The sequence below is a fragment of the Pontimicrobium sp. IMCC45349 genome, assembly GCF_047219225.1.
Classification (GTDB): Bacteria; Bacteroidota; Bacteroidia; order Flavobacteriales; family Flavobacteriaceae; genus IMCC45349.
Window position 1 is genome coordinate 319581 of sequence record NZ_CP178208.1, and the last position, 24065, is coordinate 343645.

Genomic DNA, 24065 nt, shown 5'->3' on the forward strand with positions numbered 1-24065 from the left:
AAGATGAAAACAGCATATATAGTAAAAGGATATAGAACAGCCGTAGGAAAGTCTAAAAAAGGTGTGTTCAGATTTAAAAGAGCTGACGAATTAGCTGCTGAAACCATCAAATATATGATGGGAAAATTACCAGAGTTTGATGTAAAACGAATTGATGATGTTATAGTTGGTAATGCAATGCCAGAAGGTTCACAAGGATTAAACATGGCAAGAATCATTTCTTTAATAGGATTAGATTCTGTAGATGTTCCTGGAGTAACTGTAAACCGTTTTTGTTCTTCTGGATTAGAAACAATTGGAATGGCAGTTGCTAAAATCCAATCAGGAATGGCAGAATGTATCATTGCAGGAGGAACTGAAAGTATGAGTTCTGTGCCAATGACAGGATTTAAACCAGAATTAAATTACGATTTAGTAAACGCTGGTCACGAAGACTATTATTGGGGAATGGGAAATACAGCAGAAGCTGTTGCTCAACAATATAATATTTCAAGAGAAGATCAAGATAAATTTGCTTACGAATCACACATGAAAGCTTTAAAAGCTTTAGATAGTGACCGTTTTCAAGACCAAATTGCTCCAGTTAATGTAGAAGAAACATACATTGATGCTAAAGGTAAACGTGCTACTAGAAGTTATACAGTTACCAAAGACGAAGGTCCTCGTAGAGGTACTAGTGTTGAAGCTTTAGCAAAATTACGTCCAGTTTTTGCTGCTAATGGTTCAGTAACAGCAGGAAACTCATCGCAAACTAGTGATGGCGCTGCGTTTGTCATGGTTATGAGTGAAGATATGGTCAAAGAATTGGGTATTGAACCTGAAGCAAGATTAGTAAGTTATGCTGCTGCTGGTGTTCCTCCTAAAATTATGGGGATTGGACCTGTAGCTGCAGTTCCAAAAGCCTTAAAACAAGCAGGTTTACAACAAAATAACGTAGAGCTTATTGAGTTAAATGAAGCGTTTGCTTCTCAATCTTTAGCAGTAATTAGAGAATTAGATTTAAATCCAGATATCATTAATGTTAATGGTGGCGCAATTGCACTTGGACATCCACTGGGTTGTACTGGAGGGAAACTGTCAGTACAATTATTTGATGAAATGCGTAAACGTAATATGCAAGGAAAATATGGCATGGTTACCATGTGCGTTGGTACTGGACAAGGTGCTGCAGGAATTTTTGAATTTTTAAACTAAAAGAAACACCCAAACACATAAAGCAATGGAAACAAAAGAAAAAGAACTATTAAGAGGAGGACAATTCCTTGTAAAAGAAACGAAATGTGAAGACGTTTTTACTCCTGAAGATTTTTCAGAAGAGCAAAATATGATGAAAGATGCTGTAATGGAGTTTAATGATCGTGAGATTATTGCACATCGTGAACGTTTCGAAAAGAAAGATTACGCTTATACTGAAGAAGTAATGCGTAAAGCTGGAGAGTTAGGGTTTTTAAGCGTTGCTGTTCCAGAAGCTTATGGTGGAATGGACATGGGCTTTGTTTCTACTATGTTGGTATGTGACTATATTTCTAGTGGTACAGGTTCATTTAGTACTGCTTTTGGAGCTCATACAGGAATTGGGACTATGCCAATTACACTATATGGAACCGAAGAACAAAAACAAAAATATGTAACAAAATTAGCTTCTGGAGAATGGTTTGGAGCTTACTGTTTAACCGAACCTGGAGCTGGTAGTGATGCTAATTCAGGTAAAACCACAGCAGCTCTTACCGAAGATGGAAAACACTATGTAATCAACGGTCAAAAAATGTGGATCTCAAATGCTGGATTTGCAAACCTATTAATTGTTTTTGCTCGTATAGAAGATGACAAAAACATAACTGGTTTTATAGTAGAAAACAATCCTGAAAACGGTATTACTTTAGGTGAAGAAGAAGATAAACTAGGAATTCATGCTTCTTCAACACGTCAAGTCTTTTTCAATGATACTAAAGTGCCTGTTGAAAATATGTTGGCACAAAGAGGTGAAGGTTTTAAAATAGCCATGAATGCCTTAAACGTTGGTCGTATTAAATTAGCTGCTGCTTGTTTAGACTCACAAAGACGTATAACTAGTTATGCTACAGAATATGCTACAGCTAGAAAACAATTCAAAACACCTATTTCTGAGTTTGGTGCTATTAAGTATAAATTAGCTGAAATGGCCACTAATACGTATGTAGGTGAATCTGCTTCATACAGGACAGCAAAAAACATTGAAGATCGTATTGAGTTACGTCAAGCTGCTGGAAACTCGCATCAAGAAGCAGAACTTAAAGGTGTTGAAGAATATGCTATTGAGTGCTCAATCTTAAAGGTTGCAGTATCTGAAGATGTGCAAGACTGTGCAGATGAAGGTATCCAGATTTTTGGAGGAATGGGATTCTCTAAAGAAACACCAATGGAAGCAGCTTGGAGAGATGCTCGTATTGCTAGGATTTATGAAGGGACAAACGAAATTAACAGAATGCTTTCTGTTGGTATGTTAGTTAAAAAAGCTATGAAAGGTCATGTAGACTTACTAGGTCCTGCCATGGCTGTTCAAGAAGAATTAATGGGAATTCCTTCATTTGACACTCCAGATTATTCAGAACTATTTTCTGAAGAAAAAGAAATGATTGCAAAACTTAAGAAAGTTTTCTTAATGGTTGCTGGAGCTGGAGTTCAAAAATATGGACCTCAATTAGAAGAACACCAACAGCTATTAATGGCTGCTTCAAACATCTTAATAGAGATTTATATGGCAGAATCGGCAATATTAAGAACTGAGAAAAATGCAAAACGTTTTGGAGAAGACTCTCAAAAACATCAAATAGCAATGGCACAATTGTATTTATACAATGCTGTTGATATCGTAATTAAAAATGCTAAAGAAGGTATTGTATCCTTTGCAGAAGGTGATGAACAACGCATGATGCTTATGGGATTAAAACGATTTACAAAATATACAAATCAGCCAAACGTAGTAGCATTACGTACTACAATTGCTGACAAAGTTGCATCTGAAAACAAATATTGTTTTTAAGCAAATATTTTTAGTTTAGTTAGGTAAAAGACGTCTCAATTTTTGAGACGTTTTTTTTTACATTCTTATTCCATAACTTTAAAGCATAATTTCTACCAATGAAAAAACTATTTACACTTTTTTGCTTAAGTTTATTTACACTAAGTTTTGCACAACCAAACACAGAAGTCTTTTTATTTGACCTAAACACAGAGAAAGGTGTGTTTGAATTGTCTAACTTCAAAAACATCTCAAATAATGAAGGCTACGATAACCAACCTTCTTTTTTAAACAACCATACTATTTTATATGCTGGTACTCGTAAAGGACAAACAGATATTGTCAAGTACAATACAAAATATGATTCAAGTATTTACGTAAATCATACTGAAGGAAGCGAATATTCTCCCTTAAAAATTCCTGGAGAAAAAGCTGCTTCTGCAATTAGACTTGAAAAAGACGGTAAACAAGCATTATATAAGTACAATTTAAGAAATGGAGAATCTGAATTACTTATAGAAGATATTATTATAGGATATCATGTGTGGCATAATGAAAAAATATTAATATCATCTGTTTTGGAAGATTCTAAACTAGCATTGTACAGTACTAACTTAGAACAAAAAAAGAACTATAAGTTTCATTCAAACATAGGAAGATCTTTACATAAAATTCCAAATACAGATTTAGTAAGTTTCATAAATAAAGAGGATGATAGCGTATGGAAAATTCACTCTGTTAATCCAACTACTGGTGACACAAAAGCTATTGTAGCTACATTACCTAAAGCTGAAGATATGTGTTGGCTGCCAAATGGTACCATTTTAGTGGGACACGAAAATAAACTTTATACATTTACTCCAAATAAAAGTGTGGACTGGGTAGAGGTAGCTACACTAGATACTTATAACATTACAAACATTACTCGAGTTTCGGTAAGTCCAGATGGTAAAAAACTTGCTGTAGTTGGTGAATTAGGTAAGACGAAAATTATTGAAGAATCATCTAATAAACCTCTAGAACCAAAACTAGAAAACATAGCTTGGATAGCTGGAAACTGGAAAGGTGAAGCTTTTGGTGGTCAAACCGAAGAAAATTGGAGCCAACCTTCAGGTGGTTCAATGATGGCTACTTTTAAACTTATTAAAGATGGAAAGATTTCTTTTTATGAAATTGAAATTATACGAGAAATCGAAAACACATTAATCTTACAACTAAAACATTTTAATAGCGAATTAAAAGGTTGGGAATCTAAAGATGACACTGTAGATTTTCCACTAAAAGAAATCACTAAAAACAAAGTCGTTTTTGAAGGCATGACTTTTGAAAGAATTAGTGACAAAGAAATGAATGTTTATGTTGATATGCATAAAAAGGATGGCACAGTAGAAGTGATAAAATTTAATTACCTGAAAGACTAAAGATGTCTGAAAAACCAGAATTATTTTTTGAACGTGATACAGATTGGTACGATTGGTTACAGCAAAACCATAATTCGTCCAAAGGAGTATATCTCATCTTTTATAAATTAGAATTAAAAGTTCCAACAATGCGTTGGGAAGAAGCCGTAAAAGTTGCTCTTTGCTTTGGTTGGATAGACTCTACAGTAAAAAGCTTAGGAAATGGGAAACGCCGTCAATATTTTTGTCCTCGTAAACCTAAAAGTGTGTGGAGTGCATTAAACAAAAAATATATAATCCAACTTTTAGAAAGTAATTTAATGCATGAAAGCGGTTTACTAAAAATTGAATCAGCTAAAAAAGATGGTAGCTGGAATGCCTTAGATGATGTTGAAAATTTAGTTATTCCAAAAGATTTACAAGAAGCTTTCAGTAAAAACACCCTAGCCTTTAAAAATTATAATGCATTTGCACGTAGCTATAAAAAATCTTATTTATACTGGCTCAATCAAGCAAAACGTGAAGCTACAAGGCTAGATCGTATAGAGAAAATCATCATGTATTGTGCTAATAATCAAAAGACACCCAATTAACAATTACTCAGTCATTTCCTTAACATCTTATTAAGAAAATTAATACTTGGGTTTTTATTACCTTTAAACTTTACAACTAACAACCAAAATAAGATGAAAAAAATCTTTTCTCTGGTGATGCTTTTTTGCATTACAATTCTTTCCGCTCAGGAATTTTCAATGGACTTAGTAAAAAACATGAAGCCTCGTAACATTGGTCCTGGAGGTATGTCTGGTCGTGTTACAGCGATAGATGTTGTTTTAAATAACCCTGATATCATGTATGCTGGAACTGCTTCTGGTGGATTATGGAAATCTACTTCTGGAGGTATTAAATGGGAACCAATTTTTGAAAAAGAAGTAACAGCATCAATAGGTTCTGTAGCAATTCAGCAGTCAAACCCTAGTGTTATTTGGGTTGGTACTGGAGAAGGTAATCCTCGAAATAGTCTTAATGGTGGTTACGGTATTTACAAATCGTTAGATGGTGGAAATACATGGGAAGCTATGGGGCTACAAAAAACACGTCATATTCATCGTGTTATTATTGACCCTACAAATCCAGATATTGTTTATGCAGCTGCTATAGGCTCTCCTTGGGGAGAGCATCCAGAACGTGGTGTATATAAAACTACGGATGGAGGTAAAACTTGGAATCAAATTTTATTTGCTAATAATAAAACTGGTGCTGCCGAATTAATTATGGATCCAACAAATCCTAACAAATTAATTGCAGCCATGTGGGAACACAAGCGTGACCCTTGGTTTTTTAATTCTGGCGGTGAAGGTTCTGGTTTACATATTACACATGATGGTGGTAAAACTTGGAAAAAAATAACAAATGAAGATGGATTTCCTAAAGGAAATTTAGGACGTATTGGTGTCGCTATTGCTCCTAATAAACCAAACGTGGTATATGCCTTAGTAGAATCTAAAAAAAATGCACTTTATAAAAGTACTGATGGTGGTTTAAAATGGAGAAAAGTTAACGATAACATGAGAGAAATTGGTAATAGACCTTTCTATTATGGTGAAATTTATGTTGATCCTCAAAATGAAAATCGTTTGTATACAATTTTTACTTATGTAAATGTAAGTGAAGATGGAGGCAATAGTTTTAATCAATTAATGCCAGCTTATGGAGTTGATAACGGTGTTCATCCCGATCATCATGCCTGGTGGATTCATCCTAACAATGGACAATTTATGATAGATGGAAATGATGGTGGATTAAACATCACAAAAGATGGTGGTAAAACTTGGCGTTTTATAGGAAATCTTCCCGTAGCACAGTTCTATCATATTAATGTAGATAATGAATATCCATACAATGTATATGGAGGTATGCAAGATAATGGTTCTTGGAGAGGTCCTGCTTATGTATGGAGAGATCAAGGTATTCGTAATTCTTATTGGCAAGAAATAAGCTTTGGTGACGGTTTTGATGTTGTACCTGATAAAGACGATTCTCGCTATGGATGGACAATGAGTCAACAAGGATTTGTAAGTCGTTACGATTGGCAGACAGGAAATAATTATATGGTAAGACCTACACATCCTAAAGCTGATGTACAATTACGCTTTAACTGGAACTCTGCTATAAACATAGACCCTAATAGTAATAGCACTATTTATTTTGGAAGTCAGTTTGTTCATAAATCTACAGATAAAGGAGAAACCTGGACAATTATTTCTCCAGACTTAACAACTAACAACCCAGACAAATTAAAACAAAGTGAAAGTGGTGGTTTAACAATGGATGCTACTGGAGCAGAAAATCACTGTACTATTTTAGTAATAGAGCCTTCAACTGTAGAAAAAGACATGCTTTGGGTTGGTACTGATGATGGACGTGTACATTATACTCAAAATGGTGGTTCTACTTGGACTGAGGTTACTCAAAACATTAAAGGTTTACCTGAAGGTAGTTGGATACCTCAAATTAAAGCTTCAAACAAAAACAAAGGAGAGGCTTTATTAATAGCAAATGACTACAGACGTTTTAACTACATTCCTTATGCATATAGAACCAAAGATTATGGGAAAACTTGGGAACGTATTGTAGATAGCAATGATGTTGAAAGTTATACATTATCAATAGTTGAAGATATTGAAGAACCTAACCTATTATTCTTAGGAACAGATGATGGTTTATACATATCAATAAATGCTGGAGAGAAATGGACAAAATGGACCGAAGGATTCCCTACAGTTTCAATAAAAGATTTAGTTATTCAACCTCGTGAACACGATTTAGTTATTGGAACTTTTGGACGTGCTGCTTGGGTTTTAGATGATATTAGACCTTTAAGAGCTATGGCTAAGAATAACGCTACACTAAACCAAAAGCTAGAGTTATTCTCACCTCCTACTGCATACCAAGCAGCTTATCAACAACCAACAGGAAGTAGATTTGGTGGAGACGCTTTATACAATGGAGAAAACAAAAATTATGGTGCAATTATGTCTTATTATGTAAAAATTGATAAGAAAAAAGATAAAGCTCCAAAAGAAGAGGAAACTTCAAAAAAGAAGAAAAAGAAGAAGAAAACTAAAAAAGAGGTCACTAACCAATCAGATAACAAAACTGAAACCAAAACAGTTAAATGGGATTCTTTATCTATGAATATTTATGATGGAGATCGCTTAATTAGAACTCTAAAACGTAAAGCTCCAAAAGAGTCTGGTGTATACAAATGGACTTGGTATATGGACGAAAAAGGTGGTGATAGACCATCTAGAAGAATTAGAACAAGACGTAGTGAACCAGGAGGTGTTGGTGTAAAACCAGGTACATATAAAGTAGTTATGAGTTTTGGTGATCAAACTTCTGAAGAAATGATAACTGTTAAATCTGACCCTCGTATCGATGTGTCAATGAATTCAATAAATGAAGTTTACACAGCTTCAAAACAATTACAAGATATGAGGCAAACTGCAGCTGATGCAGTTAAACAATTAGTAGAAAGCAAAACAATTGCTTCAAACTACAGTAAAAAACTTTCTAAGTTAGATAAAGAAAAGTACAAGGAAAACATTAAAGCTTCAAAGGATATGGTTAAGAAAATTGATGAAATTATAGCCATATACCTAGGAAAAGAAGACGACAGACAAGGTATTACTAGAAATCCAGAAGTAAATGTAAACCAACGTTTAGGAAATGCTGGTTATTATATTGGCTCTCGTCAAAATGGGCTAACAAGTACTGAACATACATTACTAAAACATGCCAAAGATGCTTTGAATGATGCATTAGACAAAACAAATACTTTCTTTAAAGAACACTGGAATGCATATCAAGAAACTATGGAAGCATTAGAAACCTCTCCTTTTAAAGAGATAAAGTCTTTTAAACTTGATTAAAGTTATTATTTAGAGTAGTAATAAAAAAGCACCTGATTAGGTGCTTTTTTTTATATCCTTTTTTAAACCAATTTACCTTTTTATTATCCTTTTTGTTTTAAGCAAACCTTCTCCATCAGTAATTGTTATAAAATAAACACCTGAATCATTACTTAAATCAATATTTATATTCTTAGTATTGCTATATTCTTTATTCATAATCTGCTGTCCTAAAGTATTAGTTATACTAATTGTTATATCCTGATAAACTTTGCCTAAATCCACATTAAAACTTGAATTAGTAGGATTAGGATAAACTAATATATGTTTACCTTCAACATCACTAACATTTAAAGTACTTCCTTCTACAACGTTTAAAGTTTGATTTGCTGTTACATTAGTAAAAATATCTTCGGTACCACTTAACCATTTTATTTTAACATAATCTACATACGCATTTGCTCCTAGTCCAAAAAATTCACTTTCAGAATTTTGCGACAAATAACCTTCACCACATAAAGTATATCTATATTGTTTATCTCCATTTATAGATATTTCAATAACCGAACCAATACCATCTCGATTACTAACTGTACCTTCTAATTTTATCTTAAGCCAATTATTAGTTGTAATTGTTTCATTTCTCCATAGAAATAAGTTTTCATTCAAATTATTATTTACAACAATATCTGGCAAACCATCATTATTTACATCTCCAATAGCATTTGAATGACTTGGTTTTTCATCACCAACAAATCCAGCATTGTTTGGTATAGAAAATATACCATTTCCATCGTTTTCATAAAACGCAGCTGATATAAATTGTGGTATTGATCCATCCATGGAACCACTTACATACAAATCTAAATCGGTATCACATTCTGCATCTAAAAAAACTGATCCCCAACCAAAACTATTAAATATGGTTCCAGAAGGATTAGCTACATCAGTAAATGTACCATCTTGATTATTTTGAAGTAAGGCATTTCCCGAAAAAGTATTTGACACATAAATATCAAACCAACCATCATTATTATAATCTCCTATAGTAGTTGACATGGCATCAATTGCCACATCTGTTCCTGTTAGGAATCCAACTTCGGTAAACGTACTATTTCCATTATTTCTATATAATACATTTGGATTAAATGACTTATCATTAGCAACATAAATATCTTGCCAACCATCATTATCAAAATCAAAAAAAGCAGCACAAAAAGAAAGATTACTAGTTGTTAAAATGCCCGCAGAATCACTTATATCTGTAAAAGTATTATCTCCATTATTCTTATACAGATAGTTTTGAGTAGAAAATGTAGTTTCATCCCTATTACTAATAAAAAGATCTAAAAAGCCATTGTTATCTATATCTCCCCAAGAAGAACCATAAGTATATAAATTTGTTGTAGGTAAACCAGCAATTTCAGTAATGTCAGTAAAGCTTAAGCTTCCGTTATTTTCAAATAATTTAACCCCATTAGTATCGCTAGTAACAAACATGTCTTTATCACCATCGTTATCAATATCTACCCAATTTATTTGCCTAGTTTGGTAAGGGAAAGAAACATTAAAAGCTTGCTCTACAAATGAGCCATTATTATTACGGTAAAACTTAATATTATCACCTGCTTGCGAACAAAATGTAATATCATCCCATCCATCATTATCAAAATCGCAGAACGAAATACCATTACCTCCTAAAGTAGAAACACCAGCATTATCTATTAAACCTAACTCTGAAGCGCGATTTTCAAATTTTATTTGTGAAGTACAAAGCTGAGTTGTTATAATAAAAAATAAGCATAAATATTTTAGATTACTCAACACAGACCAGATTTATTATTCTATTCTTTTTAAACCTTCAAGGTCTTCAATTTTTATATATTTTCCAACTGTAGAAATAAGTCCTTCTTTTTTAAGTTGAGAAAGCACTCTAATAGCAGACTCTGTAGCAGTACCAACAATACTAGCAAAATCTTCTCTTGACAACAACACACTTAAAGTACCATCTGGATTTGTCCCAAAACTATCATGAATATGAATCAAAGATTCAGCAAGCCTTTGCTTAACAGATTTTTGAGCCATATTAACAATAACTTCATCTGCCTCTTTTAAGTCATTAGCCATATGCTTCAATACATCAAAAGTAAACTCAGTATTTTTATGTAAATCATCTATAATTTCCTGTCTAGGGATAAAACATAGCTCCATATCGTTTAAAGCAGTTGCTCTAAGATTGGCACTTTCATTACTAATAATTGAACGTTGTCCCAACAACTCCCCTTTTACAACAAGCTTTACAATTTGATCTTTACCATTTGCACTTAACTTTGTGAGTTTACAAATACCATCTCTAACACAATAAACTCCATTTAAGGTTTCACCTTCTTCAAAGATTACCTCACCTTTTTTTATATATTTAGAAGTTTTGCAGTTAGAAATCTTAACTAATTCATCCTTTGTTAAAGCCTTCAAAGAATTGAACTGTCTGATTATGCATTGTTCACATTTACCCATACTATAAATTGTTGCTTTTGTAAAAATAAATAAAACATGACAATTATCATATTTTATTTTAACACATTTTTAGAGTTTTGCACTAGGTATAAATGAGCAAATAATTATGGAGCATAAATCATGTTTCCACTGTGGACTAGATTGTGAATCTTCTCCTATAATCTATGACGAAAAAAACTTTTGTTGTAGCGGTTGTAAAACTGTCTACGAGATTTTCTCTGTCAATGATTTAACATGCTATTACGACTTACAAAACGCTCCAGGAGCAACACCTCGTGAATTAAATGGTAAATACGATTTTTTAGACAATGAGAAAATTGTAGACAAACTACTTGAGTTTAATGATGGTAGCACTAAAATAATCACCCTATACATTCCACATATACACTGTAGTTCTTGTATATGGATTTTAGAGAACTTAAATAAGTTACAAAAACATGTAAGTGCTTCTCTAGTTAATTTTGGAAAGAAAACTGTTAGAATCACTTTTAATGGAGATAAATTATCTGTAAAGGAACTAGTAACATTACTTAATAATATTGGTTACGAACCATATATAAGCCTTGAAGATTTTGAAACAGGTAAAAATAAAACTGATAGATCTTTAATTTACAAACTTGGAATAGCTGGTTTTGCTTTTGGAAATGTTATGTTTTTATCTTTTCCTGAGTATTTTCAAGTTGAAGGATTTTGGTTAGAAAAATACAAACATGTTTTTAGATGGTTAATGTTTGCCTTTTCATTACCTGTAGTTTTTTATGCAGGAAAAGATTATTTTATTTCTGCATATAAAGGACTTCGCTCTAAAATACTAAACATTGATGTACCAATTGCACTAGGGGTTTTAGTGTTATTTTTAAGAAGTACTGCCGAAATTGTTTTGGATATTGGTACTGGCTTCTTTGATAGCTTAACAGGCTTGGTTTTCTTTTTATTATTAGGAAGGTTTTTTCAACAAAAAACATATGCCTTTCTATCATTTGAAAGAGACTACAAATCTTACTTTCCTATAGGAGTAACAAAAATAACAGCAAATGGAAATGAAGAGTCCATCCAAGTTTATGATATCAAAAAGGGGGATAGATTACTTATAAGAAACGAAGAATTAATTCCTGTTGATTGTATTTTAATAAAAGGAGATGCTAGAATTGATTATAGCTTTGTTACTGGAGAATCTGAAGCTATAAGTAAGAAGTCTGGTGATAAATTATTTGCTGGCGGAAAACAACTAAATGGTGTTATTGAAATTGAAGTTCTAAAATCGGTAGAACAAAGCTATCTTACTCAATTATGGAGTAATGATGTGTTTAAAACCAATAAAGAAGACGCTTTTACGACTCTAACAAATAAGATTAGTAAAAACTTCACCATTGCTGTTTTATTAATAGCTGTTATTTCTACCTCATTCTGGTTATTTAATGACTCGACTAAAGCTTTAAATGTTTTTACAGCTGTACTAATAATAGCTTGCCCTTGTGCAATAGCATTATCTGCTCCTTTTACTTTAGGAAACTTGCTAAGGATATTTGGAAAGAAAAAATTCTATTTAAAAAACGCAAGTGTTATTGAGCAACTAGCCAAAATAAACACCATTATTTTTGATAAAACAGGAACAATCACTGCTAATGCAGAAACATCAATTAATTACGATGGACAAGAATTATCAAAAGAAGAAAAAGAAATTTTAAAAAGCACACTACGTGGCTCTAATCATCCACTAAGTCGATCACTTTATAATATATTAGAACAAAATAATATTATTACACTTGATAACTATCAAGAACATTTAGGTAAAGGAATTGAAGCCAATTATGGTAATCGAAAAATAAAAGTAGGTTCAGCCGAATTTGTTGGGCTTTCTACTACTCCATCAACATTAAACACAACAGTACACATAAGTACTGATAATGAATATAAAGGAAAGTTCACTTTTTACAATGCTTATAGAAAAGGAATTTCACAATTATTTAATAACTTTAAAACAAATTATGATTTAGCAATTTTATCTGGTGATAATGAAGGAGAGAAAGATAATCTTAAAAAGTTATTACCTACAAAAACTAAATTATTATTCAATCAAAAACCTGATGATAAGTTAGAGTATATTAAATATCATCAAACACAAGATGCCAACGTACTTATGGTTGGAGATGGATTAAATGATGCAGGTGCACTAGCCCAAAGTAATGTTGGTATTGCAATATCAGAGAATGTTAATGTATTTTCTCCAGCATGTGACGCTATTTTAGATGCTAGTAAGTTTAATCAACTATACAAATACATTACAGCTTCTAAGTCAGCAATAAAAATTATTAAGTGGAGTTTCGTACTCTCATTTATATATAATGTTATAGGATTATATTTTGCAGTCACTGGTCAATTAGCTCCAGTTATTGCCGCAATATTAATGCCTTTAAGTTCCATTAGCATTGTTGTATTTACAACAATTGCCACTAATTTTTTAGGAAAGAAATTAGAATGATTAAAAATAGACTAATATGACATTTGTCATATTTTAGAACAACACATGAGAGTAATTTTGAAGTCTGATAACTTAAAATAGGTATGAGTGTCATTTACGTTTTACTAGCAATAAGCATATTGGTTGCTATTGTCTTTTTTATTGTTTTTGTAATAGCAGTAAAAAACGGACAATACGACGATAGTTATACGCCTTCAGTAAGAATATTATTTGAAGACGAAATCATAAAAAATAAATCTGAAAATTCAATACTAACCAAAAAAGACTAATACAAACAATTATGGAAATGCAACAGTTTTATTACGATAATAAAATCGTTAAAAAGTTCATCTACGCAACCATACTTTGGGGAGTTGTCGGGATGTTAGTAGGTCTCCTACTAGCGTTCATGTTTATGTTCCCTAACTTAACAGATGGCGTATCATGGCTTAGTTTTGGTCGTTTAAGACCTTTACATACAAATGCAGTAATTTTTGCCTTTGTAGGTAACGCAATTTTTGCAGGTGTTTACTACTCATCGCAACGATTGCTTAAAGCTAGAATGTTTAGCGACTTATTAAGTAAAATCAACTTTTGGGGTTGGCAATTAATTATTGTTGGCGCTGCTATTACTTTACCTTTAGGTTACACAACTTCTAAAGAATATGCCGAATTAGAATGGCCATTTGATATTGCCATTGCATTAATTTGGGTAGTTTTTGGTTGGAACCTTATTGGTACAATTCTAAAAAGAAGACAACGTCACTTATACGTTGCTATTTGGTTTTATTTAGCAACTTTCGTTACTGTTGCAGTACTGCATATTTTTAATAGTTTAGAATTGCCTGTAAGCGCAATGAAAAGTTATTCTGTTTATGCTGGTGTACAAGATGCCTTAGTACAATGGTGGTATGGACATAATGCAGTTGCATTTTTCCTTACAACTCCTTTCTTAGGTTTAATGTATTATTTTGTACCTAAAGCAGCAAACAGACCTGTTTACTCATATAGACTTTCTATAGTACACTTCTGGTCGCTAATATTCATCTATATTTGGGCAGGACCTCACCACTTATTATATACGGCACTTCCTGATTGGGCTCAAAACCTTGGGGTAACATTCTCTATAATGTTATTAATGCCATCTTGGGGAGGTATGATTAATGGTTTATTAACACTTCGTGGTGCTTGGGATAAAGTTCGTACAGATCCGGTTTTAAAATTCATGGTAGTTGCAATTACTGGTTATGGTATGGCTACTTTTGAAGGACCAACTTTATCACTTAAAAACGTTAATGCAATTGCTCACTTTACTGATTGGATTATTGCTCACGTACACGTTGGTGCCTTAGCTTGGAATGGTTTCTTAACCTTCGGTATGATTTATTGGTTAGTACCAAGAATGTTTAAAACTAAACTACATTCAGTTCCATTAGCGAATTTACATTTCTGGATAGGAACTTTAGGTATCATTATGTATGCTTTACCAATGTATGTTGCTGGATTTACACAAGCTAGTATGTGGAAACAGTTTAATCCAGACGGAACATTAGTTTATGGTAACTTCTTAGAAACTGTTACTGAAATTATGCCAATGTATTGGATGCGTGCCATTGGAGGAACATTATTTGTTGTTGGTATGTTAATATTAGTTTACAACATTATACTTACAGTTAAATCTGGTAGTGCTGTTGAAGACGAATTAGCTGAAGCTCCTGCTTTAAAGCGTGTATCTAAAAAGCGTTTAGCTGGTGAAGGATGGCATACTTGGATTGAGCGTAAGCCAATACAATTAACCATTTTAGCTACTATAACAATATTAATTGGTGGTATTATTCAAATTGTACCTACCATTATGGTAAAATCAAATATACCTACAATCTCTAGTGTTCAACCTTACACACCATTAGAATTAGAAGGTAGAGATATTTATATACGTGAAGGATGTAATACATGTCACTCGCAAATGATTCGTCCATTCCGTTCAGAAGTAGAACGTTATGGCGAATATTCAAAAGCTGGAGAATTTGTTTACGATCATCCATTCCTTTGGGGATCAAAACGTACAGGACCAGACTTACATAGAATTGGTGGTAAATACTCTGATAACTGGCACCTTAACCACATGTATGACCCACAAAGTACTTCATCTGGTTCAATCATGCCACGTTACCCTTGGCTAATTAGCAATGAGTTAGATAAGTCATTAACTAAATCTAAAATGGAAGTAATGGTTACACTTGGTGTTCCTTACTCTGAAGAAGATATCGCAAATGCTCAAGAAAATATGTTAGCACAAGGTACACAGATAGAGAAAAATCTTTATGCTGACCCTGATTTTGCTGAAACATATGAGTCTGATAAAGCAAATGGTGGTGCAGATTTTGTTGAAATGAGAAATAGAGAAATTGTAGCACTTATAGCTTACCTACAACGCTTAGGTACAGATATTAAAGTAGCTCAAGAATAACCTTTAAAAGAGAATCATGTTAAAATATATAAAAAATCATATGGAGAGCATGTCAGATGTAGAGGTATATCCTATCATCTCTCTTTTAATATTTTTCATCTTTTTTGTTGTGCTAACTTGGTGGGTTATGACAGCAAAGAAAGATTACATAAAAACTGTTAGTAATATTCCTTTAGACAACCAAAACGACAATACATTATGAGAAATTTAATCCCATCATATATAAGAGTCCCAGTTATATTCTTCATTATCTTCGGAATTGTAGAATTTATGGTAGACTCAGGAGATCAACCAGCTTTCTTAGAATATCCAGCTGTTATGCTTTTCTTATTCTTAGTCTTACTAATTTTAATTGCAATTGAAGCAATTATAGGAGCTTTAGAAAATGTAATGCTTCACAAAATGGATGAAGAAGCAAAAGCACGCTTTTTAGCCGAAAAAGAAACGAATAACTTTGGTTGGGTAAAAAACATCTATAACAAGCTTGTAGACAACAAACCTATTGAAGAAGAAGGTGAAATTATTTTAGACCATAACTACGATGGTATTAAAGAGTTAGACAATAACTTACCACCTTGGTGGATATATTCTTTTTACATCTCTATTGTTTTTGCAGTAGTGTATTTAGCTAGATATCATGTTTTTGATGGTCCTTCGCAAATAGATGAATTAGAAACAGAATTAGCCGAAGCTAAAATTGCTATTGAAGAATACAAAAAAACAGCTAAAGACTTAGTAGACTTTAATACTGTTGAACTTTTAACAGAAACATCTGATTTAAATGCTGGTAAAAAAATATTCGAAGCTAACTGTGTTGCTTGTCATATGGCAGATGGTGGAGGTGGAATTGGACCTAACTTAACCGATAAAAACTGGATACTAGGTGGAGGTATCAAGAATGTATTCAAAACAGTATCAGAAGGTGGTAGAGATGGTAAAGGTATGGTTGCATGGAAACAGTCACTTAAACCAAGTGAAATTGCACAAGTATCTAGTTACCTTTTAACACTACAAGGTACTACACCAGCAAAACCAAAAGCTCCAGAAGGAGATATTTGGGAAGAATAATTATAGATATTACAACTAGAATACTAAACGCATAACATTTAGAAATTTTGGAAACACCTAGTAACGAAAAGTTCAGAGATTCAATTGGTACGATCAATGAAGAAGGTAAACGTGCTTGGGTGTTTCCAAAAAAACCAAGTGGTAAATTTTATGATTACAGAAAATATGTAAGCTACTTTTTATTAGTATTCTTATTCTCTGCTCCATTTATAAAAATTGGAGGTAATCAATTTTTACTATTTAATGTTCTAGAGAGACGTTTTAATATTTTTGGTAATCCATTCTGGCCTCAAGATTTCCATTTATTCGTAATATCAATGATCATTGGTGTCATTTTTATTACATTATTTACAGTAGTATTTGGTCGTATTTTTTGTGGTTGGATTTGCCCACAAACCATTTTTATGGAAATGGTATTTAGACGTATAGAGTATTGGATTGAAGGAGATAGAGGAAAACAAATACGACTAAAAAAGCAACCATGGAATACTGAAAAAATCAGGAAAAAAGGCTTAAAGTTTTTCTTATTTGCTTTAATTTCATTTTTAATCGCAAATGTATTTTTAGCTTATTTAATTGGTAGCGATAAGTTATTAGCATATATCTTGGAAGGCCCAAGTGCTCATGTTGGAACTTTATTTCCTTTACTAATTTTTACTGCTATATTTTACTTTGTCTTTGCTTGGTTTAGAGAACAAGTTTGTGTTATTGCATGTCCTTATGGACGATTACAAGGTGTACTTTTAGATAATAAGTCTATAGTTGTTGCTTATGACCATAAACGCGGTGAAGGAGAAAATGGAAGAAAAAAGTTTAGAAAAAATGAAAACCGTCAAGCTTTAGGTCATGGTGATTGTATAGACTGTATGCAATGTGTACATGTTTGTCCAACAGGAATAGACATAAGAAATGGTACACAACTAGAGTGTGTAAACTGTACTGCTTGTATTGACGAATGTGATGCCATTATGGAGAAAATTAATCTTCCTAAAGGTTTAATTAGATATGCAAGTGAAGATAATATTGAAAATAAAGCAGAATTTAAAGTTACTACTAGAGTTAAAGGGTACATTGCTGTATTAAGTGTATTAGTTATAGTACTAATTAGTATGCTATTTTTAAGAAATGATGTCGAAGCTAGAGTTTTAAGACTTCCTGGTCAACTTTATGAACATAAAGAAGGAAGCATTATAAGCAATGTCTTTACATATAAACTGGTAAACAAAACAACTGAAGAGATTAATAACGTGAGTATAAAATTAATTTCACATGAAGGTACAGTCAAATTAGTATCTACTCAAGATACATTTAACGTTCCAAAACAAGGACTTTCTGAAGGTACTTTATTTATTGAAATTGATAACTCAAAACTATCTGGAGACAGAAATAATATTAAAATTGGTATTTATAGCAATGATGAACTTATTGAAACTACAACTGCCAACTTTTTAGGTCCTAGAAGCTATAATTAAAACACTATGAAAATTAATTGGGGAACAGGAATTGTATTAGCATTTATAGGCTTTATAGCTTTTATACTATACTTTGTTATTAACATGAATATTAATGACAAATATGATCATGATCTAGTAACTGAAGAATATTATAAAGAAGAATTAGAATATCAAAAAGACATCAATAAACTTAATAATGCAAAGAAATTAAGTCAAGATATTGATTATAACAGAACACCAGAAGGTTTAATGATTTCGTTCCCAGAAAACTTAGACATTAAAAAAATAACTGGAAAAGTGTTCCTATATAGACCATCTAACAAACAATTAGATTTTGAAACTCCTATTTCACTATCTAAACCACATTTGCTCATACCTGACAAGCGTTTGGTAGATGGTCGTTGGAACATTAAAATAGATTGGCAATATAACGGAAAATCTTATTTATTTAAAAAAGATATTGTGTATTAATTATGTTATTATCTGCTTTGGTTTTAGGATTGCTTGGAAGTTTTCACTGTGTAGGCATGTGTGGACCCATAGCTTTTATGCTACCTGTAGACAGAACAAACACTTATAAAAAAGCCTCTCAAATAGCAATTTACCATTTTGGAAGATTGCTTTCTTATAGTATTATTGGACTATTTTTTGGTTTAATAGGAAAAAGCCTTTACATATTTGGGTTACAACAACAACTATCTATAGCTATTGGTGTTTTAATGATAATTGTTGTATTAATTCCATACAAAACCTTTAGTAAGTATAATTTTTCAAAACCTTTATTCAAGATTATATCTAAAGTAAAATCTGCTCTTGGTAAAGAATTAAAAAAGAAATCACCAGATACATTTTTAACCATTGGTTTTTTAAATGGCTTCTTACCTTGTGGCCTTGTATATATGGCTGTTTTTGCAGCCATTGCAACAGGTAGTATTGCTAAAGGAAGCATTTATATGCTTGTATTTGGATTAGGCACCATACCTCTAATGACAACAGCTATCTACATTAGTCGCTTTTTAAGTGGACAAGTTAGACAACGAATCCAAAAAGCAATACCAGTTTTTGTAATTGTTATAGGTGCTTTATTTATTCTAAGAGGTCTTGGCTTAGGAATTCCTTACATCTCTCCTACTCCTGTTTATGATATGGCTACTAGCACAATGGAGTGTGTAAATCCTTAAAATAAAAAAGAGGAAACAGTTTAACCATTTCCTCTTCTTAATATATAATATAACTTAAATTATATCTTAAATGTCATTACTGGTAAAGTAGAATGATTAGCAATATCTTCTCCTATACTTCCTGCAAAGAAATGAGATAATCCTTTTCTACCATGTGTAGACACAGCAATTAAGTCTGCTCCAACTTTGTTTGAATAGTTAATTACACCTTGCTCTACACTATAATCAGCTTGATAAGCTACATTATCAATATTGTCTAAATTACCATCTGCTTTTTGTAAAAACTCTGCAATTCTTTTATCTACTTCTTCAGTACTTCTAAAGTGCTCATTTGGTAAATTAACATATAGTAATTTTACTTTAGAATCTAAGGTCTTAAATAATTTTGAAACTTTTAAATATGCCTCAACGTTATCGTCATCAAAGCTTGTAGCAAAAACTACTGTATCAAAATGTATATCTACAACATCATTTTTAACAACTAATACAGGAACTTCAGCATTTCTAACTACGCGCTCAGTATTTGATCCAACAAAAAACTCTTTAGCTCCACTTACACCATGAGATCCCATTACTATTAAATCGGCATCGTGTTCTTTAGCCACATCATTTACCTCACTAAAAACTTTAAAATGCTTCACTATTGGTGTTACGTTTACACCTTGTAAATATTCTTTTTCTAGAAACTCTTCAAATCGCTTTTTTGCTAACTCTAAAAAGAATATCAATTTTTCTTGTTCAACATCATCATTAGAAGTTAAAATTGCATCAGACATTTCTAACATATGTAATGCTAATACTTCTGCATTATTTTTTTGAGCAAATTTTGCAGCTGTCTTTAAAGCAAATTCTGATTGTTCAGAAAAATCGATTGGTACTATAATTTTTTTCATAAATATAATTTTTAGTTAGGTTGTTAAATTGTCATTGAAAATAATTGTGTTTCTGGCTTACTTCTTTGTAATAACAAATCAAAAGCCATACATATATTTCTAATAAAAGGTTGCCCTTTTAATGTTACTTCAATATTATCTTGGTTTATTATTAATAAACCATCGTCTTCCATCTCCTTTAATTTTATTAAAACATCTGGCAGCTCGCTAAAATATAAAAATTCTCTTTCCCAAGAGGTCTTAAAATTACACATTAAATTTAAAATATGCTTTCTAATTATTAAATCTTCATTAGTTAAAATATGACCTCTATATACTGGAATTTCATCAGCTTCAATTAACTTATAATATTCCTCTATAGTCTTAACATTTTGTGCAAAACCATACCAACTATCACTAATTGACGACACACCTAAACCTATCATCACCTTTGTTTTAGAAGCAGTATAACCCATAAAGTTTCGATGTAGCTTAGCATTTTCCATAGATTTATACAATGTATCTGTTGTTAACGCAAAATGATCCATTCCTATTTCATGGTAACCAACTTCTGCCAACATTTTTTTTCCAAGCTCATATTGTTGGCGCTTATTTTGTGCAGAAGGCAAATCGCTATCATTAAAACCACGTTGACCATTACCTTTTATCCATGGCACATGTGCATAACTATAAAAAGCTAACCTATCAGGAAGTAACTCTTTGGTTTTTAAAATAGTATGCTCTACATGCTCAATTTCTTGAAATGGTAAACCAAAAATTATATCGTGTCCAATGGATGTATATCCAATCTCTCTTGCTTGTTCAGTAACTCTCTTTACATTTTCAAAAGGCTGAACTCTATGTATTGCCTTTTGAACTGTTGGGTTATAATCTTGAACACCAAAACTAACACGTCTAAATCCTAAATCGTATAATGTTTGTAAATGTACTCTTGTGGTGTTATTTGGATGTCCTTCAAAGCTAAATTCAAAACCATCAGCAAGAGTTGCGCGCTTGATTATGCTATTAATCAACTTCTTTAAATGTTCAGGGCTAAAAAAGGTTGGCGTTCCACCACCTAAATGCAACTCTTTAATTTTAGGTTTATCACCTAACAAATTGCAATATAAGTCCCACTCTTTAAGAAGAGCGACAATATAAGGCATCTCTACCTCATGACGTTTTGTGATACGCTTATTGCAACCACAAAATGTACACAAACTCTCGCAAAATGGTAAATGAATATATATACTTATACCTTCGCTATCATTACTCTCATTAAAAGAGCGCAGTAACGAGGATTTCCATCCATCTACTGAAAACGTTTCGTTATCCCAATACGGAACCGTTGGATAACTAGTATAACGAGGACCAGCAACGTTATACTTACTCACTAAATTACTCATACCTAATAATTATATACAAAAGTAATTTTATAGTTTTATTTAAAACATGACTTTTGTCATGCAAAAAAACGCAAAAATCAAGCGTTATAAAACCTATATTTGCAAATACACTAATATTGACTTAACTTTCATTCGAAATATAAATACAACGCTAAATCATGAAAAAATCAACTATTCTTTTAATAGCTTCAGCATTAGTTTTATCTGTATCATGTAAAAATGACACTAAAGAAAAAGAAATTACTCCTGAAGGAGAAGTCACTAAAACTGAAACAAAAAAAGAAACTACTCACAAAAAAAAATCAACAAGTTCGGCAGATGCTAAAATTACTGTTACTCTTGAAGCAAAAAGTGATAGTGGTGTTACAGGTAATGCTGTTTTTAAACAAGAAAATGGAATTGTTTCTTTAATGGCAGTTTTATCTGGTTTAAGCGAAGGTACTCATGCTGTACATTTACATGAAAAAAGTGATTGCTCATCTCCAGACGGAAAATCTACTGGAGGCCATTGGAATCCAACTGCACAACCACACGGAAAATGGGGTTCAGACAAAGGATACCATAAAGGAGATATAGGAAATTTTACAGCCAATGAAAAAGGGCAAGGAACTATTACATTTGCTACTGACGAATGGTGTATTGGTTGTGGTGATCCTGCAAAAGATATTGTTGGAAAAGCTATTATTATTCATCAAGGTACAGACGACTTTACATCGCAACCAACTGGCGCTGCAGGAGGTAGAGTAAGTTGTGGTGGAATTATAAAATAATTGAAATTATATAATTTAAAAAAAGCTACTTATTCAAGTAGCTTTTTTATTTTTATACCTTTAAAACTAGACCCATGAATCCTTCGGCTAGAGGCTGGATAAATAAATTATTAAAATCGTTAGACACGTCAAATTCTAAGATAGAATTAGAAAAGGTGTATTTTGATTTAAGAGTAGCTGGATTTCTTTATGGAAGCAACCTTTTAATCATAAATAAATCAATTGATGATTCCGATTTTACTCAAGAAGAGCGTTGTAAAATCAATTTGCTTCTGGCACTTTTATACACTTACAATACAGAAACTAGCAATAACAATTTTATAGATAGTGTTATTAAGTTTTACACCGAAATAAATGAACATAAAACATCTGTTTTTTCGGATATTCTTGGAGGTAAAATTGCTTCAGCTACTTTAGAGCGTATTCTACATAAACGTATACAAATTGATAATAATGTAATTACAAAAAATTTCAATTACTTTATTACTAATGCTTTGTTATTTGTAGATGTTTTGGCTTATCAACAATATCTAAAACAAGGAAATATAAGTGAAGATTATATCAAACATATTGAAGCTAATTTAGAAACCGTTGTCATTAATGTTTTAAACGCCAAACAAGAACGCACAGAATATGATAACAGTTTAATAAAGCTTCTAGAATCTTCTTTAAGATACCACGACCATAAAAGTAAATCATATCAAGAAGCAATAAGCTCAGTTAAATCTGGTTTAGAAGCACACTACTTATTAGATATTGCTTGTATGTCTACTTGGAGCGATCAAGTAATAGATACAAACGAACGCTCATTTTTACATCAATTAGGTAATGACTTAAAGTTTGAAAAAGCAGTTGTTAATGACGCCATTAACTCCGTTAATAAATTTTACACTAAACACAAGGACAACATTGCACTATTAAGCTCCAAAAACCTTGTAAAAAGCTTTTATGATAACTCAAGTAAAATGGTTAGTAAGCTTATTTCTAGAAATAGTAAACGCTTATATAAAGAACTAAAGGAAAGTAAAGAACTTGTAAAACTAATTTCACAATCTACCAAAAGAGACCTTAACGAAGAAGAACAAAAAAAGGTACAAGAACAGTTATTAGATTTATTTAAATCTATACCAAGTTTAGCAATATTTATGCTTCCTGGAGGAGCTTTACTATTACCTTTGTTTATTAAATTTATTCCTAAGTTATTACCATCGGCTTTTGATGAAAATAGAATTGAAGAAGATTAAGTTAAAACTAAATAAACAATTACATTTGCAGCATGGGATTAACAAACAACGATATATTTAAAAAATTAAGAGTCGCTCACAAATTAAGAGATACTGACATAGTAGAAATTTGTGCTTTAGTGGATTTTAAGGTTACAAAAAGTGAGATCAACGCATTTTTTAGAAACGAAAACCATCCTAAATATGTGGAATGTGGAGATCAAATACTACGAAATTTTTTAAATGGTCTTATTATTCACTTAAGAGGTCCAATGCCACCAAAGCCTGAAAAAAAGGGTTAATTCTTGTAACAAGGCTTAATAATACT

The 24065-nt window shown here is 32.0% G+C and carries 20 protein-coding genes; 16 read left to right on the forward strand and 4 right to left on the reverse strand.

Annotated features, from left to right (window positions below; genetic code table 11):
• Nucleotides 1-3: 3 nt before the first annotated feature.
• The 5 genes from ACLII3_RS01500 to ACLII3_RS01520 all read left to right on the forward strand — a co-directional run bounded on the left by ACLII3_RS01500 (nucleotide 4) and on the right by ACLII3_RS01520 (nucleotide 8336).
• Nucleotides 4-1194, forward strand: coding sequence for an acetyl-CoA C-acyltransferase (locus ACLII3_RS01500; protein ID WP_412985908.1), 1191 nt, complete (start codon nucleotides 4-6; stop codon nucleotides 1192-1194).
• Between the two features lie 25 nt (nucleotides 1195-1219).
• Nucleotides 1220-3022 carry an acyl-CoA dehydrogenase family protein gene (locus tag ACLII3_RS01505; RefSeq protein WP_412985909.1) on the forward strand — a complete coding sequence of 601 codons (1803 nt, stop codon included), beginning with the start codon at nucleotides 1220-1222 and terminating at the stop codon, nucleotides 3020-3022.
• 98 nt (nucleotides 3023-3120) lie between these two features.
• On the forward strand, nucleotides 3121-4422 hold the full coding sequence (locus ACLII3_RS01510; RefSeq protein ID WP_412985910.1) for a DUF6265 family protein: 1302 nt from the start codon (nucleotides 3121-3123) through the stop codon (nucleotides 4420-4422).
• A gap of 2 nt (nucleotides 4423-4424) precedes the next feature.
• The gene (locus tag ACLII3_RS01515; RefSeq protein ID WP_412985911.1) at nucleotides 4425-4994 is read left to right on the forward strand and encodes a YdeI/OmpD-associated family protein; all 570 of its coding nucleotides are present in this window, start codon (nucleotides 4425-4427) and stop codon (nucleotides 4992-4994) included.
• A 93-nt stretch (nucleotides 4995-5087) separates the two neighbouring features.
• Nucleotides 5088-8336 (forward strand): WD40/YVTN/BNR-like repeat-containing protein, encoded by a 3249-nt coding sequence (locus ACLII3_RS01520; protein ID WP_412985913.1) that lies wholly within the window; start codon nucleotides 5088-5090, stop codon nucleotides 8334-8336.
• Nucleotides 8337-8408: 72 nt separating this feature from the next.
• On the opposite strand, the gene ACLII3_RS01525 is transcribed toward ACLII3_RS01520, so the two are convergent.
• Both ACLII3_RS01525 and ACLII3_RS01530 read right to left on the reverse strand, forming a co-directional pair.
• A complete protein-coding gene (locus ACLII3_RS01525; RefSeq protein ID WP_412985914.1) occupies nucleotides 8409-10139 on the reverse strand; it encodes an FG-GAP-like repeat-containing protein in 1731 nt (576 codons plus the stop codon).
• Between the two features lie 15 nt (nucleotides 10140-10154).
• Nucleotides 10155-10832: a Crp/Fnr family transcriptional regulator gene (locus tag ACLII3_RS01530; protein ID WP_412985916.1), complete on the reverse strand. Its 678-nt coding sequence runs from the start codon at nucleotides 10830-10832 to the stop codon at nucleotides 10155-10157.
• 106 nt (nucleotides 10833-10938) lie between these two features.
• On the opposite strand from ACLII3_RS01530, the gene ACLII3_RS01535 reads away from it, so the two are divergent.
• From ACLII3_RS01535 to ACLII3_RS01570, 8 genes are all read left to right on the forward strand, one after another.
• On the forward strand, nucleotides 10939-13314 hold the full coding sequence (locus ACLII3_RS01535; RefSeq protein WP_412985918.1) for a heavy metal translocating P-type ATPase: 2376 nt from the start codon (nucleotides 10939-10941) through the stop codon (nucleotides 13312-13314).
• An 83-nt stretch (nucleotides 13315-13397) separates the two neighbouring features.
• Nucleotides 13398-13583, forward strand: coding sequence for a cbb3-type cytochrome oxidase assembly protein CcoS (gene ccoS, locus ACLII3_RS01540; protein WP_412985920.1), 186 nt, complete (start codon nucleotides 13398-13400; stop codon nucleotides 13581-13583).
• Nucleotides 13584-13594: 11 nt separating this feature from the next.
• Entirely contained in the window at nucleotides 13595-15763 is a 2169-nt protein-coding gene (gene ccoN, locus ACLII3_RS01545; RefSeq protein ID WP_412985921.1) for a cytochrome-c oxidase, cbb3-type subunit I, read from the forward strand.
• A gap of 16 nt (nucleotides 15764-15779) precedes the next feature.
• Entirely contained in the window at nucleotides 15780-15965 is a 186-nt protein-coding gene (locus tag ACLII3_RS01550; protein ID WP_412985923.1) for a CcoQ/FixQ family Cbb3-type cytochrome c oxidase assembly chaperone, read from the forward strand.
• A complete protein-coding gene (locus ACLII3_RS01555; RefSeq protein ID WP_412985925.1) occupies nucleotides 15962-16831 on the forward strand; it encodes a cbb3-type cytochrome c oxidase N-terminal domain-containing protein in 870 nt (289 codons plus the stop codon). The genes ACLII3_RS01550 and ACLII3_RS01555 overlap by 4 nt, the downstream gene beginning before the upstream one ends.
• Before the next feature lie 47 nt (nucleotides 16832-16878).
• A complete protein-coding gene (ccoG, locus tag ACLII3_RS01560; RefSeq protein WP_412985926.1) occupies nucleotides 16879-18303 on the forward strand; it encodes a cytochrome c oxidase accessory protein CcoG in 1425 nt (474 codons plus the stop codon).
• Nucleotides 18304-18309: 6 nt separating this feature from the next.
• Complete coding sequence (locus ACLII3_RS01565; RefSeq protein ID WP_412985928.1) at nucleotides 18310-18756, forward strand: FixH family protein; 447 nt, start codon at nucleotides 18310-18312, stop codon at nucleotides 18754-18756.
• A 2-nt stretch (nucleotides 18757-18758) separates the two neighbouring features.
• A complete protein-coding gene (locus ACLII3_RS01570) occupies nucleotides 18759-19466 on the forward strand; it encodes a sulfite exporter TauE/SafE family protein (protein WP_412985929.1) in 708 nt (235 codons plus the stop codon).
• Between the two features lie 59 nt (nucleotides 19467-19525).
• Here ACLII3_RS01570 and ACLII3_RS01575 read toward each other — a convergent pair whose 3' ends face one another.
• Both ACLII3_RS01575 and hemN read right to left on the reverse strand, forming a co-directional pair.
• Nucleotides 19526-20359, reverse strand: coding sequence for a universal stress protein (locus ACLII3_RS01575; protein WP_412985931.1), 834 nt, complete (start codon nucleotides 20357-20359; stop codon nucleotides 19526-19528).
• Between the two features lie 23 nt (nucleotides 20360-20382).
• Nucleotides 20383-21744, reverse strand: coding sequence for an oxygen-independent coproporphyrinogen III oxidase (hemN, locus tag ACLII3_RS01580; protein ID WP_412985932.1), 1362 nt, complete (start codon nucleotides 21742-21744; stop codon nucleotides 20383-20385).
• A 158-nt stretch (nucleotides 21745-21902) separates the two neighbouring features.
• Between hemN and ACLII3_RS01585 the strand changes: the two genes are divergently transcribed.
• From ACLII3_RS01585 to ACLII3_RS01595, 3 genes are all read left to right on the forward strand, one after another.
• Entirely contained in the window at nucleotides 21903-22514 is a 612-nt protein-coding gene (locus ACLII3_RS01585; protein ID WP_412985934.1) for a superoxide dismutase family protein, read from the forward strand.
• Nucleotides 22515-22588: 74 nt separating this feature from the next.
• The gene (locus ACLII3_RS01590) at nucleotides 22589-23758 is read left to right on the forward strand and encodes an LETM1-related biofilm-associated protein (RefSeq protein ID WP_412985936.1); all 1170 of its coding nucleotides are present in this window, start codon (nucleotides 22589-22591) and stop codon (nucleotides 23756-23758) included.
• 32 nt (nucleotides 23759-23790) lie between these two features.
• The gene (locus tag ACLII3_RS01595) at nucleotides 23791-24039 is read left to right on the forward strand and encodes a DUF1456 family protein (RefSeq protein ID WP_412985938.1); all 249 of its coding nucleotides are present in this window, start codon (nucleotides 23791-23793) and stop codon (nucleotides 24037-24039) included.
• Nucleotides 24040-24065 lie beyond the last annotated feature (26 nt).